A 22,459-nucleotide genomic window follows, 5' to 3' on the forward strand; every position below is an offset into this window, starting at 1 on the left:
GCGGTTTAACGCAATGGAATGCCTTTACAAGCGCGGCGTCGGCGCGCGCAGGATCAGCGGGCGCCGGCGTGCTGTGTTCCATCGGTCTGCCGATGGCGGAGCGGCGGGCGCAAGCTTCCAAAAGCGCGCCCGTCGCGCAGCGCGCCGAACCAGGACAGCGGGTTCCATCCCTCGTTCCCGTCGAGCGAGAAGGTCACGAATTCGGCCCGGCCCCCGATGTCGGACAGCGGCACCGGACCGCCGAGCCCAACGCCGGGCAAGGTTTCTCGGCTGTCGGCGCTATGGTCGCGATTGTCCCCCATGAGAAAGACATGCCCGGCAGGGATCGTGATTTCGGGCCGGTTGTCGAGCTTCTGATTGATATGGTCGACGATCAGGTAGGACGCGCCATTGGGCAAGGTTTCGCGATAGGTCGGCAGTTCGTAGACCGAACGCCCGCTCGGCAGGCGGCTGCGATAGGGTGCGAAGGCGGCGAGGCAGGGCACGCCATTGCATGTCAGCGCATCGTCGGCGTCGATCTGTACCGGCGGCTCGGCTTCCTGCGTGATCATGCGGCCGTTGAGCACGATGCGCCCGTCGCGAATGGCGATGCGGTCGCCGGGCAGGGCGACGACACGCTTGATCCAGTCTTCCTTCGCATGCGGCGGGCTGACGATGACGATATCGCCATATTCCGGCGTCCGGCCCAGCACGCGCATGTCCGACCGGGGCAGCGCATGGAACGAGGCCGACACCCACGACCAGCCATAGGGATATTTGCTCACCACTAGCCGGTCGCCGACCAACAGGTTCGGCATCATCGAGATCGACGGAATATAGAACGGTTTCGCAACCAGCGAGTGAAAGCCGATCACCGCGAGCAGCATCAGCGCAAGCCCGGTGATTTCCCGCCGCCAGTCGACCGGCTCGTCCTTTTCGAAGGCGACCGGCGCCTGCGGGGCGGGGGGCGGCATCGTGCTCTCGGTCACGCGCGGGTTTCCTGTGGCGGCGCGGCGGTGGGCAACGCCTCTATGATGACGAAGGCCTGTGCCCAGGGATGGTCGTCGGTCATGGTGAGGTGCACTTTCGCCTCGTGCCCGGGCGGCACCATCTCGGCAAGCCGCGCCGCCGCCCCGCCCGAAAGCGCGAGCGTCGGCGCGCCCGACGGCGCATTGATCACGCCGATATCCTTCATGAAGACGCCGCGGCGAAAGCCGGTTCCCACCGCCTTGGAAAAGGCCTCCTTTGCCGCGAATCGCTTGGCATAGGTGCCGGCCTGCGTATGGGGGCGGCGTGCGGCCTTCGCCCGCTCAACCTCGGTGAACACGCGATTCTCGAATCGCGATCCGAAGCGGGACAGCGAATTGGCGATGCGGTCGATGTTGCAAAGGTCGGAACCCATCCCGATGATCATGGCAAGCGGTCTAGCGGCAAAACCATGACGGTGGAACGGACAAGTTGCACGGTTCGGCGCGCGTCTACCTCGCCTCATCCATGAGCGTGCGCATCCGCCGCACCGCATTTTCCAGCCCCACGAACACCGCCTCGCCAATGAGATAATGCCCGATATTGAGCTCGGCGAGCTGCGGAATGGCGGCGACCGGCATCACATTGTCATAGGTCAGCCCGTGGCCGGCATGCGGTTCGATCCCGTTCTTTGCGGCCAGCGCGGCCATGTCGGCGAGCCGTTTCAGTTCGACCGCGCGCGCATCGCCCGTCGCATGGGCATATTCGCCGGTGTGAAACTCGACGACCGGCGCGCCGAGCTGCATCGCCGCCTCGATCTGCCGTTCCTCCGGCTCGATAAAGAGGCTGACGCGGATGCCGGCATCGGCAAGGCGTGCGCAGATGGGGGCAAGCCGGTTGTGCTGCCCTGCGGCGTCGAGCCCGCCTTCGGTCGTGCGCTCCTCGCGCTTTTCCGGCACGATGCAGGCGGCGTGCGGCGCGTGGCGCAATGCGATGGCGAGCATCTCCTCCGTCGCCGCCATCTCCAGGTTCAGCGGAAGATCGGTCGCATCCTGTATCCGGCGCAGATCCGCGTCGCGAATATGGCGGCGATCCTCGCGCAGATGGGCGGTGATGCCGTCGCCGCCGACCGATGCGACGATTTGCGCCGCGCGGACCGGATCGGGATGGTCGCCGCCGCGCGCGTTGCGGATGGTCGCGACATGGTCGATATTGACGCCGAGCCGGAGCGGCTGCGCGTGCGATGGGCCGCGCACGGTCATGCCTTCCGGCTGCCCGGCTTCGTCACGGGGATCGCGGCGAGTTCCGCGGGCACTTCGTCGGGCGCATAGGTGGGGAAGCGGATTTCGACGAGCGGCACGAAGGGAATGTCGAACGTGGCGTCGCCGCCCGAACGGTCGACCAGGCTGGCGAGTGCGATGACCTCGCCGCCTTCATCCTCGACCGCGCGGATCGCCTCCCGGCTGGAAAGGCCGGTCGTCACGACATCCTCCACCATCAGGATTTTTTCACCCGGTGCGATGTCGAAACCCCGGCGCAATTCGAAGGTGCCGGTCGGCCGTTCCACGAACACCGCGTCGCGGCCGAGCGCGCGGCCCATTTCCTGCCCGATGATAATGCCGCCCATCGCGGGGGAGACGACCTTGTCGATACGCGCGCGCAGATCGCGCGGCAGTTTCGCGGCAAGCGCGGCGGCGAGCCGCCCTGCCCGGTCCGGATTCATAAGGACGCGCGCACATTGCAGGTAATGCGCACTATGCCGCCCCGACGAAAGTTTGAAATGCCCTTCGAGCAATGCGCCCGCGGCGCGAAATTCGGCGAGGATGCTGGTCTCGTTCATGGGTTGCGTCTGCCTTGGTTTCGGTGCGGCGGTGGTATGGCCGGGCAAGCCTGCGCCATGGCCCGTGCGCCCTGCCTCTATAAAAATATCCCCTAGAGGTGCTTGAGACGGGCCGCAAGCGCGCGTATAGGCCGGCTCGCAAGTGAAGGCGAAACGTGCCATAATGTCGGTTGACGGCATGGTCCGTCACGACGATGCACTTCGCGAACCTTAGGATTCAGGCAGGAAAGCGAGCGAACTGGTGAGCAACATGCGCCGCGCGGCTGACAAGATTAAAACGGCGGGATTCGGTCTCGCCATGGGTGTGGCATTTCTGCCGCAAACCGTGCTGGCCGCAATTGCGCCTGCCCAACCTGACGTCATCGAAAACGCGCCGGCCGCGGTTCCCGCCGCCGCCCCCGTTGCCGAGGCGGCGCCGGCTGGCTCCTACACGCCGATGGCTCCGACCGCGGGCAAGGGCATGCCGGTCGATGGCGCCATCGGATTTCAGGACCAGTATTCGCCGATCGGCGAATATGGCCTCTGGATGCACAATGCGATCCTGATGCCGGTCATCGTAATGGTGTCGCTGATCGTGCTGTTCCTGATGCTGTGGGTGATGGTGAAATATCGCCGCGCCGCGAACCCGACGCCATCGAAAACCGCGCACAACACCGTGGTCGAGGTGATCTGGACGCTGCTGCCCGTGCTCATCCTGCTCGGCATCGCGGTTCCGTCGATCGACCTGCTCGCCAAGCAGTATGAAACGGCGCCTGAGGATGCCCTTACCGTGAAGGTTACGGGTTATCAGTGGTATTGGGGTTATACCTACCCCGACTATGGCGATTTCGAGGTGATCTCGAACATGATGGACGAGGATGAGGCCATCGCCAATGGCGAGCCGCCGCAGCTGGCCGTGGACAACCGTCTTGTCGTTCCGGTCGGCGAGCCCATCCGGATTCAGACGATCGGCGCTGATGTCATCCACTCCTTCGCCGTTCCCTCGCTCTGGTTCAAGCTGGACGCGGTTCCGGGCCGCCTCAACGAAAAAATGCTCATCGTCGAGGAGCCGGGCGTGTATTACGGGCAGTGTATGGAGCTTTGCGGCGCGCGTCACGGTTACATGCCGATCGCGGTCGAGGCTCTCCCCCGTGCGCAGTTCGAGCAATGGGTGCTGACGCAGCCGGGCGGAACGTTGGGCGATGAACCGTCCGACGTGACCGAAATCCCCGGCATTCAGCAGCCCGAATCCGCAATTCCCGGGGCGGCCGGTGCCCGCAACCCCGCCCCCGAAGGCGCCGCCGCCACCGCGGCCCCGACCGTCTAAGAAGGTAAAGGTTTCCAGACATGGCTACCACCGCTCACCCCGACCATCATCCCGCGCATGACCACGCGCACGATCTGCATAGCCATGCGGATCACAAGCCGTCGTTCTTCGCGCGCTGGTTCATGTCCACCAACCACAAGGACATCGGTACGCTCTACCTGATCTTCTCGATCTTCGCGGCCATCATCGGCGGCGGGATTTCGGGTATCATGCGGGCCGAGCTGGCCGAACCGGGCATTCAGGTGCTCGGCTGGTGGGCACAGTTCCTCGGCGGCGGCGAGGCGGTCGATTTCGATCAGACGCTGCACCTGTGGAACGTCCTGATTTCCGCGCACGGCCTGATCATGGTGTTCTTCGTCGTGATGCCGGCGATGATCGGCGGTTTCGCCAACTGGTTCGTACCGATCATGATCGGCGCGCCCGACATGGCATTCCCGCGGATGAACAACATCAGCTTCTGGCTGACGTTCATGGGTTTCTGCTCGCTGATGATCTCGGCCTTCATGCCGGGCGGCACCGGCACGGGCGCCGGTACGGGCTGGACCGTTTACGCACCGCTGTCGACTACGGGTTCGCCCGGGCCGGCGGTCGATTTCGCCATTTTCGCGCTGCACCTTGCCGGTGCGGGCTCGATCATGGGTGCGATCAATTTCATCACCACGATCTTCAACATGCGCGCGCCGGGCATGACCCTGCACAAGATGCCGCTGTTCGTTTGGTCGGTGCTGGTCACGGCGTTCCTGCTGCTGCTCGCTCTACCGGTTCTGGCCGCGGCGATCACCATGCTGCTCACCGACCGTAACTTCGGGACGACGTTCTTCGATCCCGTCGGCGGTGGTGATCCCGTCCTTTATCAGCACCTGTTCTGGTTCTTCGGCCACCCCGAAGTGTACATCATGATCCTGCCGGGCTTCGGCATCATCAGCCAGATCGTCTCCACCTTCAGCCGCAAACCCGTGTTCGGCTATCTCGGCATGGCCTATGCCATGGTCGCGATCGGCGTCGTCGGCTTCGTCGTGTGGGCGCACCACATGTACACGGTCGGCCTGTCGGTGAACGAAAAGATGTACTTCACCGCCGCCACCATGATCATCGCGGTGCCGACCGGCATCAAGATCTTCAGCTGGATCGCAACCATGTGGGGCGGCAGCCTGGAGTTCAAATCGCCGATGTGGTGGGCGCTGGGCTTCATCTTCCTGTTTACCGTGGGCGGCGTGACCGGCGTCGTGCTGGCCAATGGCGGCGTCGACGACAACCTGCACGACAGCTATTACGTCGTTGCGCACTTCCACTACGTGTTGTCGCTCGGCGCGGTGACCGCCATGTTCGCGGGCTGGTATTACTGGTTCCCGAAGATGTTCGGTCGCTGGCATTCGGAACTGCTGTCGAAGATTCAGTTCGTAATCTTCTTCATCGGCGTGAACCTCGTGTTCTTCCCCATGCACTTCCTCGGCATGCAGGGCATGGCGCGCCGCTATCCCGACTACACCCCGGCGTTCAGCTATTGGAACCATCTGTCCTCGGTCGGCTATATCATCATGGCGATCAGCGTCGGCGTGTTCTTCCTGAACATCATCTACGCCATCGTTGCGGGCAAGAAGCCGGCCCCGAACTACTGGGGTGAGGGTGCGACCACGCTGGAATGGACGCTGTCCAGCCCGCCGCCGTTCCACCAGTTCGAAACGCTGCCCGAAATCGACGATCACGCCCACGCGCATTGATCGCCTTATCCGGCGCGAAGGCACCGGGCGCCCCGGCGGATACTCTCCGCCGGGGCGCTTTGCGTTTGCGATGCGGGCTTTGCGCTTGCTCTCTTTGCAGCTATAGGCCCCTCCATGATCACCGCAGACCATAGCGTCGCCCTGCCGACGCACTGGCGCGACTTCCTTGCGCTCACCAAGCCGCGCGTGATGACGCTCGTGGTCTTTACCGGATTGTGCGGGTTGCTTGCGGCGCCCGGCTCGATCCATCCGGTCATCGCGTTCACCGCCATATTGTGTATCGCCGTAGGGGCCGGGGGTGCCGCGGCGCTCAATCAATGGTACGAAGCCGAGATCGACCGCGGGATGAAACGCACGGCGAACCGGCCACTTCCCGCCGGCCGCATGGAACGCGGAAGCGCGCGGGATTTCGGCATCGCCCTTTCGGCAGGATCGGTCATGGTCATGGGGCTGGGCGTGGGCTGGCTCGCCGCGATCCTGCTCGTTGTCTCCATCGTATATTACGCGGTGGTCTACACCATGTGGCTGAAGCCCCGCACGCCGCAGAACATCGTCGTCGGCGGCGGTGCCGGTGCTTTTCCGCCCCTGATTGGCTGGGTCGCGGTGACGGGTGAGATTACGCTCATGCCGGTCGTACTCTTCGCGATCATCTTCTTGTGGACGCCGCCGCACTTCTGGGCGCTCGCGCTTTTTGTGAAAACCGATTATGCCAATGTCGGCATACCGATGATGCCCGTCGTCGCGGGCGAAAAGGCCACCCGCCGTCAGATCCTCGCCTACACGGTCATTCTCGCCCCGGTCGCGATGGCGCCGTGGTTCATCGGCGGGGCGGGCGCGATCTACGCCATCGGTGCGGCGCTGTTGTCGGCCGCGTTCTTCGCGCTTGCGGTGCCGGTCGGCACGCGTTTTTCGGGTGCGGACGATGCGATGAAACCGGAAAAGCGTCTCTTCGCCTTCTCGATCCTTTACCTGTTCGCGCTGTTCGGTGTGCTGGTGGCGGATCGCCTTGCTGCCAATTATGGATGGATTGCATGACGCCCGATGAAAAACGCCGCCATTCCGACGAGGTGCATATGCGGCAGAAAGGCCGGAACAAGGTGCTTGGCATCGTTCTCGTCGGGCTGGTGGTATTGTTCTTCGTACTGACCTTCGTGCGGTTTCCGACGCCGGAAGACCGCGCCGCGGCGGCGGCAGAGCAGGACGCCTCGCAGAATTCGGGCCAGCCTTTCGGCTGATCCGCGTGCGATTCGGATCTTTGCCAATCGTGCCGAAGTGGCGTATGGGAACGGATCATGTCTGCCGATCTGATCGATAACCGTAACCGCCGCGTCGGATTCATGTTTCTGGGCGTTGCGGTGCTTATGCTGGGGCTCGGCTACGCGGCCGTGCCGCTCTACCGGATGTTTTGCCAGGTAACCGGTCTCGACGGCACGACGCAGCGCGTGACCGAGGCCGAGGCATCGAAGGTTTTCGTGGCCGACGACACGATGTCGGTTCGCTTCGACGCCAACGTCGAACGTGGCATGCCTTGGAACTTCCGGCCAGAGCATACCACCGATACCGTGTCCATCGGCGCGCGCGACATGGCGATTTTCCTCGCGAAGAACGAATCCGATCACCCGATCACCGGTACGGCGAGCTTCAACGTGTCGCCCGTGCAGGCCGGCAAGTATTTCAACAAGATTCAGTGTTTCTGCTTCACCGATCAGACATTGCAGGCCGGGCAGGAAATGCGCATGCCCGTGCTCTATTACGTGGACCCGGCGATTCTCAACGATCCGGACACGCGGGATCTCAGGCAGATCACGCTCAGCTACACGTTCTACGCGCATGAAGACGAGTAACCTTGTGCGCTTTGGTGCAAAGGCTCTGGACCGCGCGGCCGGTCGCGGCTAAAGGCGCGCAAAGGATTTTGTGGACCGCACAGGTCCGTCACTGATCGCTCAGGCTGAAAGTTCAGGGGAAATACGCATCATGGCCGGCACGAAGAACCACGATTATCATATTCTGCCGACGGACCCCTGGCCGTTCCTGCTGTCGTTTTCGCTGCTCGTCTTTACGAGCGGGATGGCGATGTTCATGCATGAAATGGCGCTCGGCACCTATGTGCTGATCGCGGGCGTGATCGGCGTGCTGGTCGCCATGTTCAGCTGGTTCAGCAATATCATCAACGAAGCGCGTGCCGGCGATCATACGCCGGTGGTGCAGCTTCACCTGCGCTATGCGATGATTCTGTTCATCGCGTCCGAGGTGATGTTCTTCGTGGGGTGGTTCTGGGCGTTCTTCGATTTCGCGCTGTTTCCCACCACGCTGACCGAGGTGGTCGACGGGCAATGGCCGCCCGCGGGGATCGAGGCGGTGATGGATCCGTTCGACCTGCCGCTGCTCAACACGCTCATCCTGCTGTGTTCGGGCACCACCGTGACCTGGGCGCACCATTCTCTGATCCACGGGGATCGCGACGGGCTGAAGAAAGGCCTGTGGCTGACCATCATCCTCGGCCTGGTCTTCAGCGCGGTGCAGGCTTACGAATACATGCATGCGCCGTTCCCGTTTGGTGAGAACACCTATGGTTCGGCGTTTTACATGGCGACCGGTTTCCATGGTGCGCATGTCATCATCGGCACGATCATGCTGATCGTCGCGCTCGTGCGCAGCTACAAGGGGGATTTCACCCCGCGTCAGCATTTCGGTTTCGAGGCGGCTGCCTGGTACTGGCATTTCGTCGACGTGGTGTGGCTGTTCCTCTTCGTCGCAGTCTATGTGTGGGGCGGTTGGGGCGCGCCGGTTCACTGATGACCGATGCACCGGAAGCCGGGCCGGGCCCTCGCTCGCCCGCTTCGCTGATCAAGGCGGCGGCGCTTGGGGAATGTCCCCGATGCGCCGCCACCACCATGTTCAGGGGCGCGGTGCAATTCGCCGACAAATGCGGCAATTGCGGGCTGGATTATACCCGTTTCAATGTCGGTGACGGGCCGGCGGGTTTCCTCACCCTGATCGTCGGCGCGGTGATGGCGATCCTCGCGATCGTGGTGGATCAGATGCTTCACCCGCCGTTCTGGGTTCATGTCGTTCTCTGGATCCCGTTGACGATCGCGATGGTGGTGTACGGCTTGCGACTTGCGAAGGGTGCATTGCTGATCGTGGAATATCGGCGCGGCGCGCGCGAGGCGCAATCGCGTGGTGACGGCGGCGGGGAATGATGCGTCGCATACCCCTATTTGCGACATTGGTGGTGGCCGTGGCGGTGGCGGTGATGATCGCGCTCGGCATCTGGCAATATAGCCGCGCGCAGGAAAAGACCGCGGTCATCGCCTATTACGAACAGGCGCAGGGTAACAGCGCCCCCGTTCCCTTCCCGCAAAGCGAAACCGAGAGCGAGGCGGCGCTCTACCGTCAAAGCCGGGTCGATTGCGCCGAGGTGTTGGAGCAGGGCGCGATCGGCGCCACCGCACGCGACGGGCGCAAGGGATGGGGCCAGGTCGCGCAATGCCGCCTTCGCAGCGGCGGAGAGGCGGAAATCATGCTCGGCTGGGTTCTGCAACCCGGCGTGCGGCCTTGGGACGGGGGCGTCGTCACCGGAACCGTGGCACCGGCGGGCATGGGGGTCCGGCTCATCGCCGATCCGCCGCAGGCCGGGCTCGCACCGCTGGCCCGCCCCGATCCGCACAACCTGCCCAACAATCATATCTCCTACATGGTGCAATGGTTCTTCTTCGCGGTGACGGCGCTCGTGATCTATGGGCTGGCCCTGCGCGCACGGCTTGCGCGCAAGGATGACGGGGGCTAATCGCGCGGCGCATGGACTATATCAGCACACGGGGCGGGGCATCGCCGCTCGATTTCAAGGGTGTCACGCTGGCTGGACTGGCGAGCGACGGGGGGCTTTTCGTACCGCGCGAATGGCCGCAGTTCACTGCCGATGACATCGCCGCGATGGCCGGCCAGCCCTATGCGCAGGTCGCCGCCCGCGTCATGGCGCCCTTCGTCGGCGGATCGCTGGCGCCCGAACGGCTGCTCGAACTGTGCGAGACTGCGTATGGCCGGTTCGCCCATGCGGCGGTTGCCCCGCTGAAACAGCTCGACGAGCGGCAATGGCTGCTCGAACTCTTCCACGGGCCGACCTTGGCGTTCAAGGATGTGGCGCTGCAATTGCTCGGCCTCCTGTTCGAGGAGTTTCTGAAGGATGGGGACCGGCATCTGACCGTGGTCGGCGCGACCTCGGGCGATACCGGATCCGCCGCGATCGAGGCTTTGGCCGGTCGAGAGCATGTGGATGTGTTCATGTTGCACCCGCGCGGCCGCGTGTCGGACGTGCAGCGGCGGCAGATGACGACAGTTCTCGCCCCCAACATCCACAATATCGCCATCGACGGCAGCTTCGACGATGCGCAGGCCACGGTAAAGCGCATGTTCGGCGACACCGCCATGACGGGCCGTTTCCGGATCAGCGCGGTAAATTCCATCAACTGGGCCAGGCTCATGGCGCAGGTGGTGTATTATTTCACCGCCGCCGTGGCGCTGGGCGCGCCGCACCGCAAAATCGCCTTCAGCGTGCCGACCGGCAATTTCGGCGACGTTTTCGCAGGCTATGTCGCGGCGCGCATGGGTCTTCCGATAGAGCGGCTCATCGTCGCGACGAACGTGAACGACATCCTGCACCGCGCGATCGCATCGGGCGATTATTCGGCGCAGGGCGTGACGCCCACCGACGCGCCGTCCATGGACATTCAGGTCAGTTCGAATTTCGAGCGGCTGCTGTTCGACGCAGGGGGGCGCGACGGCGCGGCCATGGCGGAGCAGATGCGCGGTTTCGACGCCGCGCGTGCGATGCAGCTGACCAATGCGCAGCGAGAGGGCGCCGCCGCCCTGTTTTCCAGCGCGCGGGCGGATGCCGATGCGACGAATGAAGCGATGCGATGGGCAAACGCCGCCGCGGGTGAGGTGATCGACCCGCATACCGCGATCGGCCTGCACGCCGCGCGCGCCTCCGATCTGCTCGCGCACGTCCCGGTCGTCACGCTCGCCACCGCGCATCCGGCGAAATTCGGCCCGGCGGTGAAGGCCGCGACCGGCGTCGACCCTGTGCTGCCCGAGCGGCTCGCCGACCTGCACGAGCGGGAGGAACGCTACGACGTGCTTTCGGGCGAGTATGACGCCATCGCCGCCTATGTCGCAGAGCGCGCCACGGTCAGCGTAGACCCCGCGTAATGGCGGTGTTGACGGAACGGCCCGGCCTCATGCTGGGCGAGGGATGGGACGGTTTTCGCCTGCTCGACAGCGGGCACGGGCGCAAGCTCGAAGCCTATGGCGATTACCGCTTCATCCGCCCCGAACCGCAGGCGATGTGGACGCCGCGCCTTGCCCAATGGGACGCGCATGGCGAATTCGTGCCCGCCTCGGACGAGGATGGCGGCGGGCGCTGGCAATTCGATGGCCGCGTGCCGCGCGATGGCTGGACGCTGGAGTGGAACGATATACGCTTTAACGCGCAATGCACGCCGTTCCGGCATCTGGGCTTCTTTCCCGACATGGCGCCGGTATGGGAATGGATGGATGCACAGCTTGACGGGCTGCCCGATCCGCAAACGCTGAACCTGTTCGGCTATACCGGGATCGGCTCGCTTTCGCTCGCGCGGCGGGGGCGGGTCACCCATGTCGATGCGTCGAAGAAATCGGTGGCGCAGGCGCGCGAAAATGCCGCGCTTTCGGCGATGGAGAACAAGCCGGTGCGCTGGCTCATCGACGATGCCGCCAAATTCGCCGCGCGCGAGGTGCGGCGCGAACGGCGGTATGACGGCATCATTCTTGACCCGCCGAAATTCGGGCGCGGTCCCAATGGCGAGGTCTGGCGGATCGAGGATGGCTTGCCCGGTCTTGTCGCCGATTGCCGGCAATTGGTCGACGGCAATTCGCGTTTCTTGTTCCTCACCGCCTATGCCGTGCGCATGTCCTCGCTTTCGCTGGCGGGATTGGTGGCCGAACATTTCGGCGATTTGCCCGGAAAAATCGAACATGGCGACCTCGCCGTGCGGGAGGATGGCGGCGCGCATGGGGCGGGGCGGATATTGCCGACCGCGATCTATGCCCGCTGGTCCAACGAAGGCTGATTGCTGATGACCGATTCGCTTACGCTCGAAGTGTCCGACCTCGTCGTCGATGTCCTGACCGGCATCTATTCGGAGGAGACGGGAAAGCCGCAGCCGCTTCGCATTTCGCTCGCCGTGCGGATGAAGGTGCCCGACAGGTTCGAACCGGACACCCCGCTCGACGCGAGCAAGAATTACATGGATCTGAAATTCGCGGCGAGCGAGGCTCTGCCCGAAGGGGTGCATTTCAAGCTGATCGAGGCGGTGGCCGACCATATCTGCGAAACGCTCTTTCTTCAGGATGACCGGGTGGAGCAGGTCACGGTCAAGATCGTGAAGCTCGCCATTGCCGAACATGACGAGAAGATCGGCATGACGCTCGTCCGCGATCGCCGGTAATGCGCGGGCTGGTCTATACCGCCGATCTTTCGGGTGCGGAGCCGCTCTCCGCCGCGGCGCGGTTTCACGACTATCATCTCCCGCATATCGAAAATGCGCTCAACACCACGGACGTGCTGACGATCCGGTTTTCCCATGCGGAGGAAAAGCCCCATCGCTGGCGGGTGGAGGCGATTGCGGCGCTGGCCCGGCGCCATGCCCCGCGCCGGGTGAACGGGGTCGCGCCGGCGCAGACAATCGCGGATGAGGAGGCGATCGCGGCGACCATCGCCTTTGTCGACGGGAACGAAGGGGTCACCGGGCAATTGATCCTCGCAGGGTAGGCGCACCATCGCATTTTGCCTTCGCCCGCCTCTTGTGACAGAACGGACCGCATGGCCAACCCCGAACCGACGATCCGAAACGCCCCACTGGTCGACCAGTTTCAACGGGCCATCACCTATCTGCGCCTGTCGGTCACCGACCGGTGCGACCTGCGGTGTCAGTATTGCATGCCCGAACGGATGCAGTTCCTGCCCCGCAAGGACGTGCTGAGCCTTGAGGAATTGCACCGCGTGGCGCTGGGTTTCATCGACCGGGGCGTGCGCAAGATCCGGTTGACCGGCGGGGAACCGCTGGTCCGGCGGGACATGATGGAGCTGACCCGCGCGCTGGGGCGGCGGCTCGGCGACGGGCTCGACGAACTGACGCTGACCACGAATGCGACGCGGCTCGCCGAATTTGCGGACGGGCTGGCCGATGCGGGGGTGCGGCGCGTGAATGTATCGCTCGATACGCTTGACCCGCGCAAATTCGCGGAGCTTTCGCGTCGGAACCGGCTGGACGACGTTCTGGCGGGCATCGCGGCGGCGAAACGCGCAGGGCTTCGCGTCAAGCTCAACACAGTCGCCTTGAAGGGGATCAACGAGGCCGAAATCCCCGACATCATCGCCTGGGCCCATGGTGAGGAGCACGATATCACGCTCATCGAGGTCATGCCGCTGGGCGAGGTGGATGGCGAACGGATCGACCATTACCTGCCACTCACAGTGATACAGGACGAATTGAACCGTCGCTGGACGCTGCGCCAGAGCGACCATCGCAGCGGCGGTCCGGCGCGTTACTGGGACATTGCGGAAACGGGCGGGCGGCTCGGTCTCATTACGCCGCTGACGCAGAATTTCTGTGCCGGGTGCAACCGGGTGCGCGTGACCGCCACGGGACAGCTTTACGCCTGTCTCGGCGGGCAGGAGCAGGTCGATCTGCGCGCCGCGGTCCGGTCGGATGATCCCGATCGCGCGCTTGATGCGGCATTGAACCGGGCCATGGCGATCAAGCCGGAACGCCACCATTTCGCCATTCGCAAATCGGGGGAGGCCCCTGCGCTGGCCCGCCACATGTCGATGACCGGCGGTTGAAGCCGATGCTGACTTTAGTGTTTTTGGGTCGGCTCGAGGATGCGGCCGGCGGGCCTGAGCGGCGCATCGCGGCCGGTACGCCGCTGACGCTGTCGGACATCTGCGCGCAGCTGGGCGGCGACCTTGCGGCGCAGATCGGCGATCCCACGACGAAGATCGCGTTGAACGGTGTCATCGTGGCGGGCGACGACTGGCGCGCAGGCGACGGGGACGAACTCGCCTTCCTCCCACCCGTCAGCGGTGGATAGCACGGTGCGCGATGTCCGGCTGATCGAGGAGGGTTTCGATCCCTCTCGCGAAATGGCGCAGTTTTCGGCCACCCATTACGCTGCGGGCGGCATCGTCAGTTTCCTCGGCCAGGTGCGGCGCGAGGCCGGCGACGCATCGGTCGACATGCTGGAGCTACGGCATTTCGGGCCGCTGACCCTTCCGGGGATGGAGGCGCTTGCGAATCGCGCCCTCGCGCACTGGCCGCTCGAAGGCGTCATGGCCCTGCACCGGGTGGGACAGATGCGGCCGGGCGATCCCATCGTGCTTGTCGCATGTGCCGCGCGCCATCGCCGCGATGCCTTTGCCGCGGCCGATTTCCTGATGGATCATCTCAAGAGCCGTGCGTGGTTCTGGAAGCGGGAGCATACGGCCGCCGGTTGGCGCTGGATCGAGCCGCGCGACGAGGATCAGGCCGATCTCGCACGCTGGGCGCATGTTGAGTCCGGCACATGAGCTTCCTCCGTTGATCCGAATCAAGGAATCGCGAACGCCGCCGCGATACATCATGCCCATCACGCAGGAGATGCACGATGAGCATGAAATTAAGCCATCAGCTCGTAACCGAACGCGCTTTCGTCCATACCGAACTTCCCGCCGCGATCGCGTCCGATGCGCTGGCCGACGAGGGCGGCGCGCGCACGAAGGTCGACCGCAGCTTTGAATTGCCGACCGGCCTCTACGCGGTCACGGTCGGGGCCTATCTTGGCTATCTCGCGGTGATGGGGCTGGGTCTTTCGGCGCCGGGTCTTGCCATTCCGATGGCCATCTTCTTCCTCTTCGTGATCGCCGGTTTCGGCGTTCCCGCGCTCTGGGTGCGGATGAAGCCGGACCATGCCGACCGACCGCTGGACTGGTCCGCGTTCCGCCGCGACGGGATCATGACCATGACCGGGCGGATGGGGGCCAGCGCCGCGACGGTACAGGTTGTCATCCTGCCGGTGCTGATCCTCGGCTGGGGCGTGGGCATCGTCACCATTCGTGCGATGATCGGCTAGGCCGGCGCGCACAGCTCTCTCCCACTGGCGCGGACCGGATCGTTCCGGTTCCGCGCCATTTTTTATGGGCGCAGCGTGCCGAGCGCGGCATCCTCTTGCGCGACGAGTGCGGCCACCATGTCGCGCGTCGCGACGATTCGTTCCACATCGCGGGCAAGATCCTGCGTCGCGCGTTCGGTGAGCAGCAGGTCGAGATCGGCCAGAGGCAGCATCGTCTGGCTCCGCGCCGATTCAAGGCTGGCGAGCGCGACCTGCGCATCGCCCCAGGCGTCGCTGCCGATGGCGGCGCGCGACCCTTCGCGAATGCGGCGGCGGGCTGCGGGCAATTGCTCGACAAAACGGGCGTGGGCGGCACGTGCCTGCGCGGCAAGCGTGTCGAGACGTGCGGGCAATTCGGGCGAAAGCGGCGCGTTCGGCGGCGGCGCGCTCGGCGTTCCGATGGCCCCCACACGTTCGATGGGCCGGCGATCGAGCGAGGGATACGCCCCTGTATCCTTCGCGCATCCGGCAAGGGAGGCAGCGGCAATCGAAAGGGCGAGCAGGGCGGGGCGGGGCTGTATCGACATGGGCTTCGTGCCATAGCATGTCCCGCCCGCGTGGGAAGCGTTCCGTCGGACGATGCGCGCTTTTCGCCCCCTTACGCGTTGACACGGGCGGCGATGTTGCGTATCGGGCGCCACTCAATCCGGCGGTGCGCACATGGCGGTGCCTATGCCGGTTCATTGCCCGTAGCGATTCTTTTGCCTGGGATGGGACCGATCGGTCGTATTCCGCGTAAGGATCGTGAAGGGCAGCAAGAAACGGATTTGACTAACATGTTCGCAATCGTGCGCACTGGCGGCAAGCAGTATCGCGTCGCCGAGGGAGACAAGATCGCTGTTGAGAAGCTGGCTGGCGAGGCCGGTGACACGATCACGCTGGGCGATGTTCTGCTGGCTGGCGAAGGTGCCGATCTTTCGGATGCCGGCAAGGTGACCGTTTCGGCGGAAATCATCGCGCAGGCGAAGTCGGAGAAGGTCGTCGTCTTCAAAAAGCGTCGCCGTCACAACTATCGCCGCAAGCAGGGCCATCGTCAGCAGATGACGCTCCTGCGCATCACCTCGGTCGGGAGCGGCGCCAGCAAGGCCGCGAAAAAGACCGACGACGCGGCCTGAGCCCGCGCCGCGAACCCGATAATTCGAAGGACAGTTCACCATGGCACATAAAAAAGCAGGCGGCTCTTCGCGCAACGGTCGCGATTCGGCTGGCCGCCGCCTCGGCGTCAAGAAGTTCGGCGGCGAGAACGTCATCGGCGGCAACATCATCGTGCGCCAGCGCGGTACGAAGTTCTATCCCGGCACCAATGTCGGCATCGGCAAGGACCACACGCTGTTCGCGCTGGGCGAAGGCCGCGTGCGTTTCCACGACGGCAAGCTCGGCCGCAAATACGTATCCGTCGACGTGATGGCAGAAGCTGCCGAATAACGACGGTCGTATATGGGCCGTCCCGACGGGGTGGCCCTTCCGGCGCATGACGCAGCCGGACGAAACAGTGGAGGGGGGCCACAGGCTCCGTCTCCCTTTTTTCTTGGCTCTTCCCGAAAATCGCCTGGGGCAGCACTACCGCTGCCACTGCCACATGATTGCAATGCAGGGCGGCTATGCGTGCCCTGCATCCGGGAGAAGCGAAGTGTTTATCCGAAGCAAAACCCTGTTCCTGCGGCCCGCGTGGATCGAAGATGGCGCGCGTCTGCAGCATCTTAATGCGCCGTCGGCGTTCCACCCTCCGCATGGGCCGAACCCATCGCATGATACACAGCGGCATGCATTTGTCGTGACGATGCCGCATGCGTGTGCGCGAATCATCGGCGCGGCGACGCTGCGCGCCAATGGGAACGATTGGCAAAAGGCGGCATGGATTGCCCCGGCCTATCGCAATCTCGGCCTCGATGCGGAGATGGAGGCAGCGCTCGCCAGCCTCACGCAGGTGCTACCCACGCCGGACGGTGGGCAGCTGGCGATGCGAGCGCCGGAACTCATCGCGGCCTAGGCTGCGGCGGTGTCGCCGGGCACGTGGGCGGCCGCAGTGCCGGCACCCGCGTCATAATGTGCGAGCAGATGGCTGTCGTCGAGGTTCCAGGGGTGAAAACCCGGCTTGAAATAGGATAGCCAGTCGGGGATCGCCTTGCGCAAGATGCCCGGCGAAATCAGCACATGGCGCAACACGCCGAGATGTGCGCGCGGACCGGTGATGCCGTCCTGACGCAGAAGTTCGATCGCCCCGCGATATCGCCGCGACAGGAAATTCTTCGTCACCAGCAACATCATCACCGATTTCAGCTTGTAGCGTTTCCACCGGCTCCAATCGCGGGTGGCATGGGCATAGGTATCGTAGGCGACGCCCTTGTGCTCGATCTCCTCGACCGCGTGCCAGCGCCACAGATCGGCGGCATCGCCCTCCACCCCGCGCAGATGGCGCGGATTGGCGAGCAATTGGTGCGCGAACATCGCCGTGAAATGTTCGAGCGCCATGGTCGCGGCCAGATTGAAGATCACGGGCCTCTGGCGCGCTTCGGCCAGCTCCTCGTCCACCTGACGCTCGAGCTCGGCAATGTCGTAGCCTGCGTTGGTCACCGCCTTGTTGAAGGCCACATGCTCACGCGTGTGGTTGACCTCCTGCGTCACGAAATCGCGGATTTGCGCGGCGAGTTCGGCCGGGGCACCTTCACGATGCGCCTTTACCGATTCGATGAAATAGGCCTCCCCTTTGGGAAAGGTGATCGACAGCGAATTGAACACCGCCGTCGCAAACGGGTCGCCGCCCGCCCACCAGCGTTGCGCCGGCTCACCGCGTTTGAACCGGCGGTTGCGAACCTGGATCGCGACGGGCGGGGTGAACCCGGCGGGAACCGCGGTCGCTGTCAAATCGGGCGTGATGTTGTTATGGGCCATGACCGGAGAATGGGATGGACTTACATAAATGTCAATAAGGAAGCGCCTCAGCCCCGAGGACAGCCGCCGTGCCGCGCTGGATGCCGCGCGCGCGCTGCTGGTCGAGAGTGGCCCGCAGGCCGTCACGTTGAAGGCGGTCGCGGGGCGGATCGGGCGCACCCATTCCAACCTCCTCCACCATTTCGGAAGCGCGGCAGGGCTTCAAAAAGCGCTGGCCGGCTATCTCGCGAAGACGGTGTGCACGATCATCGCGGAGGCGGTTGCCGCGCGCCGGGCCGGGCACGGAAGCGCGCGCGAGGTGGTGGATCTCGTCTTCGATGCTTTCGGGCGCGAGGGGGCGGGCGCGCTGGCGAGCTGGATGCTGCTTTCGGGGAACGAGGATGCGCTCGACCCGGTGTTCGAGGCGATCCACACGTTGGTCGACGATATCGCACCGGGTGAGGATACGCGTCCCATCCGGGAGGCGACGATGATGCTCGTGCTGCTCGCGCTCGGCCAGGCGACGATGGGCGATGCACTGGCCGCCTCGCTCGCGCTTCCTGGTGATGCGGTGCGCGACATGGCGGAGCGGCAATTGCTCGCCATGCTTCCGGACGAGGCGATCGCAGGCGTTTAAACGGGGTCGGCATTGCCCGCGACCAGCGCCTTCGCCATCCAGCGCGGCGCGACGTCCGCGTCGATGGCGTCGACCCGCCGGTGGTCGACCGCAAGGCCGAGGTCGTCATAGGCGATGCGCCGCCGCTTTTCGTCCGAAAGCTGTATCGGCACCACGGTCAGCCGCCGGTTCACCTTTTGCCGCCAGTTCATCCGCGCGGTGTTTTCCTGCCCGATATAGCAGCCCTTGTCGAAGCTGACCCCGTGCAGCTCGCCTGCATTGCATTCGAGCCAGAGCGTCTGATCATGGCCAAGCTCCGCCCGCCCTTCGGTCACGCCCAGCGACAGGCGATGTTCGCGATAGGCCGCATCGGCGCATGCCGCATCGCCTTCGTCGACAGGTTCGAGCCAGCGTTGGCCCAGCGCGGACAGGCGCGGATCGTCGGCCCCGCCGTCGCCCGGATGCGCGTTCCAGTGGACGGTGACCTTCGGATCGACCGTGATGTCGATCTTGCGGCGCAGGCGATAGAGCGAGAGGCGCCGGATCAGTTCCTCCGCATGCTCCGCCTCGCAATCGATCAGCATGTCCTCGCCCGAAAGCCATACGAAGAAATCGAACAGCACCTTGCCCTGCGGCGAGAGCAGCGCCGACCACACCGGCAGCGATTTCGTCACATCCGTGGTGATCAGCCCCTGAAGAAAACCGGCGGCGTCGTCGCCCGAAAGCCGGATGACGGCACGTTCGCACAGGCGGGTGGCCAACCCACGCGTCGGCGCGGGGGCGGGCGAGCGGGAATCGTGGGGCATTTCGCATCCTTCCTTGCGGTCTGTTGTCCGATAGGGCGCGGCAGCTATTGGCCAATGGGCCGGGGCCGTCTATCGCTATGGCATGAACGATACGCATGACACGCCCGAATGGTCCCTTCGCGGGGGAACCGTCCACACGCCTTCTGGTCCCGTCGAACGCGATGTCGGCATTCGGGACGGCAGAATCGTCGGAATCGGCCATTTCCCCGGCGTGCGTAGCGTCGATTGCACCGGGCTCGACATCCTGCCCGGCGTCATCGACAGCCAGGTGCATTTCCGCGAACCGGGGCTGGAGCATAAGGAAGACCTCGAAACCGGAAGCCGTGCCGCAGTCCTTGGCGGAATTACGGCGGTCTTCGAAATGCCCAATACCAATCCCAACACCGACACCGCGGAACGCATCGCGGACAAGCTGTCGCGCGCGCATCATCGCATGTGGTGCGACCATGCGTTCTATATCGGGGCGACGGCCGAAAACGCGGAGCATCTGGCCGAGTTGGAGCGGATGCGCGGCACGGCGGGGGTGAAGATCTTCATGGGCGCCTCCACCGGCAGCCTGCTGGTGTCCGACGACGACAATCTTGCCCGCGTGCTCAATTCCGGGGTGCGCCGTGTCGCCATTCATGCCGAGGACGAGGACCGCATGAACGCCCGCAAGGGGGAGCGTGTGCCGAACGATCCGTCCTCCCACCCGGTGTGGCGCGACGATGAAAGCGCGATGATCGCCACCCGCCGCATCCTTCGCATCGCGCGCGAGGCGAATCGCCCGATCCATATTCTCCACGTCACCACCCCGGCGGAGCTGGCCGAGATCAGCAAGCATCGCGACATCGCCAGCTGCGAGGTCACGCCGCAACACCTCACCCTCGCGGCAGAGGACGCCTATCCGCGGCTCGGCACCCATGCGCAGATGAACCCCCCGATCCGCAGCGCCGCGCATCGCGACGGGCTGTGGCACTGGTTGCAGCAGGGCGTGCCGGACGTGCTGGGCTCCGACCATGCGCCGCACACAGCAGAGGAGAAGGCGAAACCCTATCCCGACGCGCCGTCGGGCATGCCGGGGGTGCAGACGCTGCTGCCGCTGATGCTGAATCATGTGGCGGAGGGGCGGATGACTCTCGCCCGGCTGATCGACATGACGAGTGCGGGGGTGCAGCGGATCTTCGGCCTGGTCGGCAAGGGGCGCATCGCCGCCGGTTACGACGCCGATTTCACCGTGATCGACCGCAAGGGCTCCTTCACGATTACGGAGGAATGGCTGGCCTCGCGCTGCGGCTGGTCGCCGTTTTCGGGCATGGAGCTGAAAGGGCGCGTGGTCGGCACGATCATCCGCGGGCACACCGCCATGTGGGACGGGCAACTGGGCAAGCGTGCGATGGGCGAACCCCTGCGTTTCGCAGGCGCGCTCTAGGCGGCGGCGTCCGGCCTTAGGCCTCGCGGCTTCAAACCGGCAGCTTCCTCTGACGGGCGGCGCGGCGCGTCGCATTGCCGCGCTTCACGATGTCGGTGCAAAACAGCGCGATCGCCGTCCAGATGAAGACGAAGCAGACGAGCTGCGCGATCAGAAGCGGCTGATCGAACACGAACATGGCGAGCAGGAACACGATCGTCGGCGCGAGAAACTGCACGAAGCCGAGCGCGGAATAGCTCATCCGGCGCGCAGCGGTCGCGAACATCAGCAAGGGAAAGGTGGTCATCGCGCCCGCGCCCACCAGAAGCAGCGAGATCGACAGCGAATCGCCGAATTGCGCCGTCCCCGCCGGGGCAAGGGCAACCGCGACCGCCGCCGGAATGGCAAGCAGAAGCACCTCCACCGTCAGTCCCGGCAACGGCGCGATGGCGACCGTCTTGCGGATGAGGCCATAGGTCGAAAAGGAAAAGGCGAGCACGAGGCTGATCCACAAGGTCGCCTCTGCCTCCCATGCGAGAATGGCGATGCCGATCGCCGCCAGCGCTACGGCCAGCCATTGCAGCCGGCTCAACCGTTCCTTCAGCACGACCGTACCCAGCAGCACGTTCACAAGCGGATTGATGTAATAGCCAAGGCTCGCCGCATAGAATGCACCGCTTTGCACCGCGTAGATATAAACGAGCCAGTTCGCACTTACGAGCGCAGAGCTGCCGACCATCGCGATCAGCACGCGGCGATTGCGAAAGGCCGCCCAGATCGCAGACCACTGCTTTGCGATGCTCAGCAAAATCGCACACAGCGGAACCGTCCACAGGATGCGCCAGCCGACCAGCGCCCACGGGTTCACCGCATTGAGCAGGACGAGATAGAGGGGAAAGAACCCCCACATTCCATAGGCGCCGATGGCATAGGGCAGCCCGCTGCGAACGGGCGGCGCGGGGGCGTTGCCGGTCATCGTGCAGTCATCTTCGACATGGCAGGCCTGTGGTGTGAAACGCGCGTCATGGCGCGGCGCTTAGGCACCGGTTTCGCGATAGGCAAAGGCGAAACGATAAAAATTCATGAATCTTCATCCCCGTTCGTTTGTCGTTCATAAAAGTTCAGATATTTATGAACGTGCCAAATGAGCAGTCGGAACCGGCAAGGCTATCCCGTCACTTGCCCGGAAGTCCGGAAAAGAATGGAGAATCGCATGACCCGCATCGCAATGTTCCGCAATGTCGCCCTCGCCGCCGCCATCCCGGCCGTCGCACTGTCCGCGCCCGCGGCACAGGCCGCGACCTTCCCCACGCATGCGAGTGCCGAGGTCGTGAGCCAGTACGCATTGCCTGTTACCGCCGACGAAGCCGTGCAGCACCGCCGGGACCGCCGCGATCGCTGGAACAATGGGCGTTTCGGGCGTTACGACGACCGCCGCTATGACGATCGCCGCTATGACGACCGCTATCGCAGCTATGGCGAGCCGGTCCGCCGCGATACCCGCGTGTGGCGCGGTGACGATGGCCGCGTGTACTGCCGCAAGGAAAATGGCACGACCGGCCTGCTCATCGGCGGTGCGGTCGGCGGGTTGATCGGTAACGAGATCGCAGGGCGCGGCGACCGCACGCTTGGCGCGATCCTGGGTGCGGCGGGCGGTGCGCTGCTCGGCCGCGAGATCGACCGCAGCAATTCGCGCTGCCGCTGATTACGATATCATCGTTTCGGCCCGTGGGGTCGGATGAGGAGACGCCGCGCCTTCCCCTTCGGGGCGCGGC

At 64.6% G+C, this 22,459-nt stretch carries 30 protein-coding genes; 22 read left to right on the forward strand and 8 right to left on the reverse strand.

Annotated features, from left to right (window positions below):
* Positions 1-53 precede the first annotated feature (53 nt).
* The 4 genes from lepB to pyrE form a co-directional block, all read right to left on the reverse strand.
* Complete coding sequence (lepB, locus tag K4G67_RS01670; protein WP_420829974.1) at positions 54-968, reverse strand: signal peptidase I; 915 nt, start codon at positions 966-968, stop codon at positions 54-56.
* Positions 965-1,393: a holo-ACP synthase gene (acpS, locus tag K4G67_RS01675; RefSeq protein ID WP_239804671.1), complete on the reverse strand. Its 429-nt coding sequence runs from the start codon at positions 1,391-1,393 to the stop codon at positions 965-967. The genes lepB and acpS overlap by 4 nt, the downstream gene beginning before the upstream one ends.
* A gap of 64 nt (positions 1,394-1,457) precedes the next feature.
* Entirely contained in the window at positions 1,458-2,201 is a 744-nt protein-coding gene (locus K4G67_RS01680) for a pyridoxine 5'-phosphate synthase (RefSeq protein WP_239804672.1), read from the reverse strand.
* Between the two features lie 2 nt (positions 2,202-2,203).
* Positions 2,204-2,785: an orotate phosphoribosyltransferase gene (gene pyrE / locus K4G67_RS01685; RefSeq protein ID WP_239804673.1), complete on the reverse strand. Its 582-nt coding sequence runs from the start codon at positions 2,783-2,785 to the stop codon at positions 2,204-2,206.
* Between the two features lie 298 nt (positions 2,786-3,083).
* On the opposite strand from pyrE, the gene coxB reads away from it, so the two are divergent.
* The 16 genes from coxB to K4G67_RS01765 all read left to right on the forward strand — a co-directional run bounded on the left by coxB (position 3,084) and on the right by K4G67_RS01765 (position 14,962).
* On the forward strand, positions 3,084-4,091 hold the full coding sequence (gene coxB / locus K4G67_RS01690; protein WP_239804674.1) for a cytochrome c oxidase subunit II: 1,008 nt from the start codon (positions 3,084-3,086) through the stop codon (positions 4,089-4,091).
* Positions 4,092-4,111: 20 nt separating this feature from the next.
* Positions 4,112-5,812 carry a cytochrome c oxidase subunit I gene (gene ctaD / locus K4G67_RS01695; protein WP_239804675.1) on the forward strand — a complete coding sequence of 567 codons (1,701 nt, stop codon included), beginning with the start codon at positions 4,112-4,114 and terminating at the stop codon, positions 5,810-5,812.
* 114 nt (positions 5,813-5,926) lie between these two features.
* Entirely contained in the window at positions 5,927-6,847 is a 921-nt protein-coding gene (locus K4G67_RS01700) for a heme o synthase (RefSeq protein WP_239804676.1), read from the forward strand.
* Positions 6,844-7,047: a hypothetical protein gene (locus K4G67_RS01705; RefSeq protein ID WP_239804677.1), complete on the forward strand. Its 204-nt coding sequence runs from the start codon at positions 6,844-6,846 to the stop codon at positions 7,045-7,047. The genes K4G67_RS01700 and K4G67_RS01705 overlap by 4 nt, the downstream gene beginning before the upstream one ends.
* A 57-nt stretch (positions 7,048-7,104) precedes the next feature.
* Positions 7,105-7,656, forward strand: a complete 552-nt coding sequence (locus K4G67_RS01710) for a cytochrome c oxidase assembly protein (protein ID WP_239804678.1) — start codon at positions 7,105-7,107, stop codon at positions 7,654-7,656.
* A 130-nt stretch (positions 7,657-7,786) separates the two neighbouring features.
* Positions 7,787-8,608, forward strand: coding sequence for a cytochrome c oxidase subunit 3 (locus tag K4G67_RS01715; RefSeq protein WP_239804679.1), 822 nt, complete (start codon positions 7,787-7,789; stop codon positions 8,606-8,608).
* Positions 8,608-9,015, forward strand: coding sequence for a DUF983 domain-containing protein (locus tag K4G67_RS01720; RefSeq protein ID WP_239804680.1), 408 nt, complete (start codon positions 8,608-8,610; stop codon positions 9,013-9,015). Before K4G67_RS01715 ends, K4G67_RS01720 begins: the two co-directional genes overlap by 1 nt.
* Positions 9,012-9,602: an SURF1 family protein gene (locus K4G67_RS01725; RefSeq protein WP_239804681.1), complete on the forward strand. Its 591-nt coding sequence runs from the start codon at positions 9,012-9,014 to the stop codon at positions 9,600-9,602. The genes K4G67_RS01720 and K4G67_RS01725 overlap by 4 nt, the downstream gene beginning before the upstream one ends.
* 11 nt (positions 9,603-9,613) lie before the next feature.
* Positions 9,614-11,023 carry a threonine synthase gene (gene thrC, locus K4G67_RS01730; protein WP_239804682.1) on the forward strand — a complete coding sequence of 470 codons (1,410 nt, stop codon included), beginning with the start codon at positions 9,614-9,616 and terminating at the stop codon, positions 11,021-11,023.
* Positions 11,023-11,922, forward strand: a complete 900-nt coding sequence (locus tag K4G67_RS01735) for a class I SAM-dependent methyltransferase (protein ID WP_239804683.1) — start codon at positions 11,023-11,025, stop codon at positions 11,920-11,922. The genes thrC and K4G67_RS01735 overlap by 1 nt, the downstream gene beginning before the upstream one ends.
* A gap of 6 nt (positions 11,923-11,928) precedes the next feature.
* The gene (locus K4G67_RS01740) at positions 11,929-12,300 is read left to right on the forward strand and encodes a dihydroneopterin aldolase (protein WP_202085557.1); all 372 of its coding nucleotides are present in this window, start codon (positions 11,929-11,931) and stop codon (positions 12,298-12,300) included.
* A complete protein-coding gene (locus tag K4G67_RS01745; RefSeq protein WP_239804684.1) occupies positions 12,300-12,623 on the forward strand; it encodes a Rossmann fold domain-containing protein in 324 nt (107 codons plus the stop codon). The genes K4G67_RS01740 and K4G67_RS01745 overlap by 1 nt, the downstream gene beginning before the upstream one ends.
* Before the next feature lie 51 nt (positions 12,624-12,674).
* Positions 12,675-13,697 (forward strand): GTP 3',8-cyclase MoaA, encoded by a 1,023-nt coding sequence (moaA, locus tag K4G67_RS01750; RefSeq protein WP_239804685.1) that lies wholly within the window; start codon positions 12,675-12,677, stop codon positions 13,695-13,697.
* A gap of 5 nt (positions 13,698-13,702) precedes the next feature.
* Positions 13,703-13,945, forward strand: a complete 243-nt coding sequence (locus K4G67_RS01755) for a MoaD/ThiS family protein (RefSeq protein ID WP_239804686.1) — start codon at positions 13,703-13,705, stop codon at positions 13,943-13,945.
* A 4-nt stretch (positions 13,946-13,949) separates the two neighbouring features.
* Entirely contained in the window at positions 13,950-14,420 is a 471-nt protein-coding gene (locus tag K4G67_RS01760) for a molybdenum cofactor biosynthesis protein MoaE (RefSeq protein WP_239804687.1), read from the forward strand.
* A gap of 77 nt (positions 14,421-14,497) precedes the next feature.
* A complete protein-coding gene (locus K4G67_RS01765) occupies positions 14,498-14,962 on the forward strand; it encodes a hypothetical protein (protein ID WP_239804688.1) in 465 nt (154 codons plus the stop codon).
* Positions 14,963-15,024: 62 nt separating this feature from the next.
* Here the strand turns inward: K4G67_RS01765 and K4G67_RS01770 are convergent, their stop codons facing one another.
* Positions 15,025-15,528, reverse strand: a complete 504-nt coding sequence (locus tag K4G67_RS01770) for a hypothetical protein (RefSeq protein WP_239804689.1) — start codon at positions 15,526-15,528, stop codon at positions 15,025-15,027.
* Between the two features lie 183 nt (positions 15,529-15,711).
* Between K4G67_RS01770 and rplU the strand changes: the two genes are divergently transcribed.
* From rplU to K4G67_RS01785, 3 genes are read left to right on the forward strand one after another with little or no spacing between them, the layout of a single operon-like run.
* Positions 15,712-16,116: a 50S ribosomal protein L21 gene (gene rplU, locus K4G67_RS01775; protein WP_239804690.1), complete on the forward strand. Its 405-nt coding sequence runs from the start codon at positions 15,712-15,714 to the stop codon at positions 16,114-16,116.
* 40 nt (positions 16,117-16,156) lie between these two features.
* Positions 16,157-16,426 (forward strand): 50S ribosomal protein L27, encoded by a 270-nt coding sequence (gene rpmA / locus K4G67_RS01780; protein ID WP_239804691.1) that lies wholly within the window; start codon positions 16,157-16,159, stop codon positions 16,424-16,426.
* A gap of 46 nt (positions 16,427-16,472) precedes the next feature.
* Positions 16,473-16,991: a hypothetical protein gene (locus K4G67_RS01785; RefSeq protein ID WP_239804692.1), complete on the forward strand. Its 519-nt coding sequence runs from the start codon at positions 16,473-16,475 to the stop codon at positions 16,989-16,991.
* Here K4G67_RS01785 and K4G67_RS01790 read toward each other — a convergent pair.
* Entirely contained in the window at positions 16,988-17,893 is a 906-nt protein-coding gene (locus K4G67_RS01790; protein WP_239804693.1) for a metal-dependent hydrolase, read from the reverse strand. The two genes, K4G67_RS01785 and K4G67_RS01790, sit on opposite strands and share 4 nt — an antisense overlap.
* 28 nt (positions 17,894-17,921) lie before the next feature.
* Between K4G67_RS01790 and K4G67_RS01795 the strand changes: the two genes are divergently transcribed.
* Complete coding sequence (locus K4G67_RS01795; protein ID WP_239804694.1) at positions 17,922-18,509, forward strand: TetR family transcriptional regulator; 588 nt, start codon at positions 17,922-17,924, stop codon at positions 18,507-18,509.
* Here the strand turns inward: K4G67_RS01795 and ygfZ are convergent.
* The gene (ygfZ, locus tag K4G67_RS01800; RefSeq protein ID WP_239804695.1) at positions 18,506-19,294 is read right to left on the reverse strand and encodes a CAF17-like 4Fe-4S cluster assembly/insertion protein YgfZ; all 789 of its coding nucleotides are present in this window, start codon (positions 19,292-19,294) and stop codon (positions 18,506-18,508) included. The genes K4G67_RS01795 and ygfZ overlap by 4 nt on opposite strands.
* 82 nt (positions 19,295-19,376) lie before the next feature.
* Here ygfZ and K4G67_RS01805 point away from each other — a divergent pair, with 82 nt between their 5' ends.
* Entirely contained in the window at positions 19,377-20,705 is a 1,329-nt protein-coding gene (locus tag K4G67_RS01805; RefSeq protein ID WP_239804696.1) for a dihydroorotase, read from the forward strand.
* Positions 20,706-20,736: 31 nt separating this feature from the next.
* On the opposite strand, the gene rarD is transcribed toward K4G67_RS01805, so the two are convergent.
* A complete protein-coding gene (gene rarD, locus K4G67_RS01810) occupies positions 20,737-21,660 on the reverse strand; it encodes an EamA family transporter RarD (protein WP_239804697.1) in 924 nt (307 codons plus the stop codon).
* 237 nt (positions 21,661-21,897) lie between these two features.
* Between rarD and K4G67_RS01815 the strand changes: the two genes are divergently transcribed.
* On the forward strand, positions 21,898-22,389 hold the full coding sequence (locus tag K4G67_RS01815) for a glycine zipper 2TM domain-containing protein (RefSeq protein ID WP_239804698.1): 492 nt from the start codon (positions 21,898-21,900) through the stop codon (positions 22,387-22,389).
* Positions 22,390-22,459: the final 70 nt, after the last annotated feature.

This window comes from Croceicoccus hydrothermalis, from assembly GCF_022378335.1.
Taxonomy (GTDB): domain Bacteria; phylum Pseudomonadota; class Alphaproteobacteria; order Sphingomonadales; family Sphingomonadaceae; genus Croceicoccus; species Croceicoccus hydrothermalis.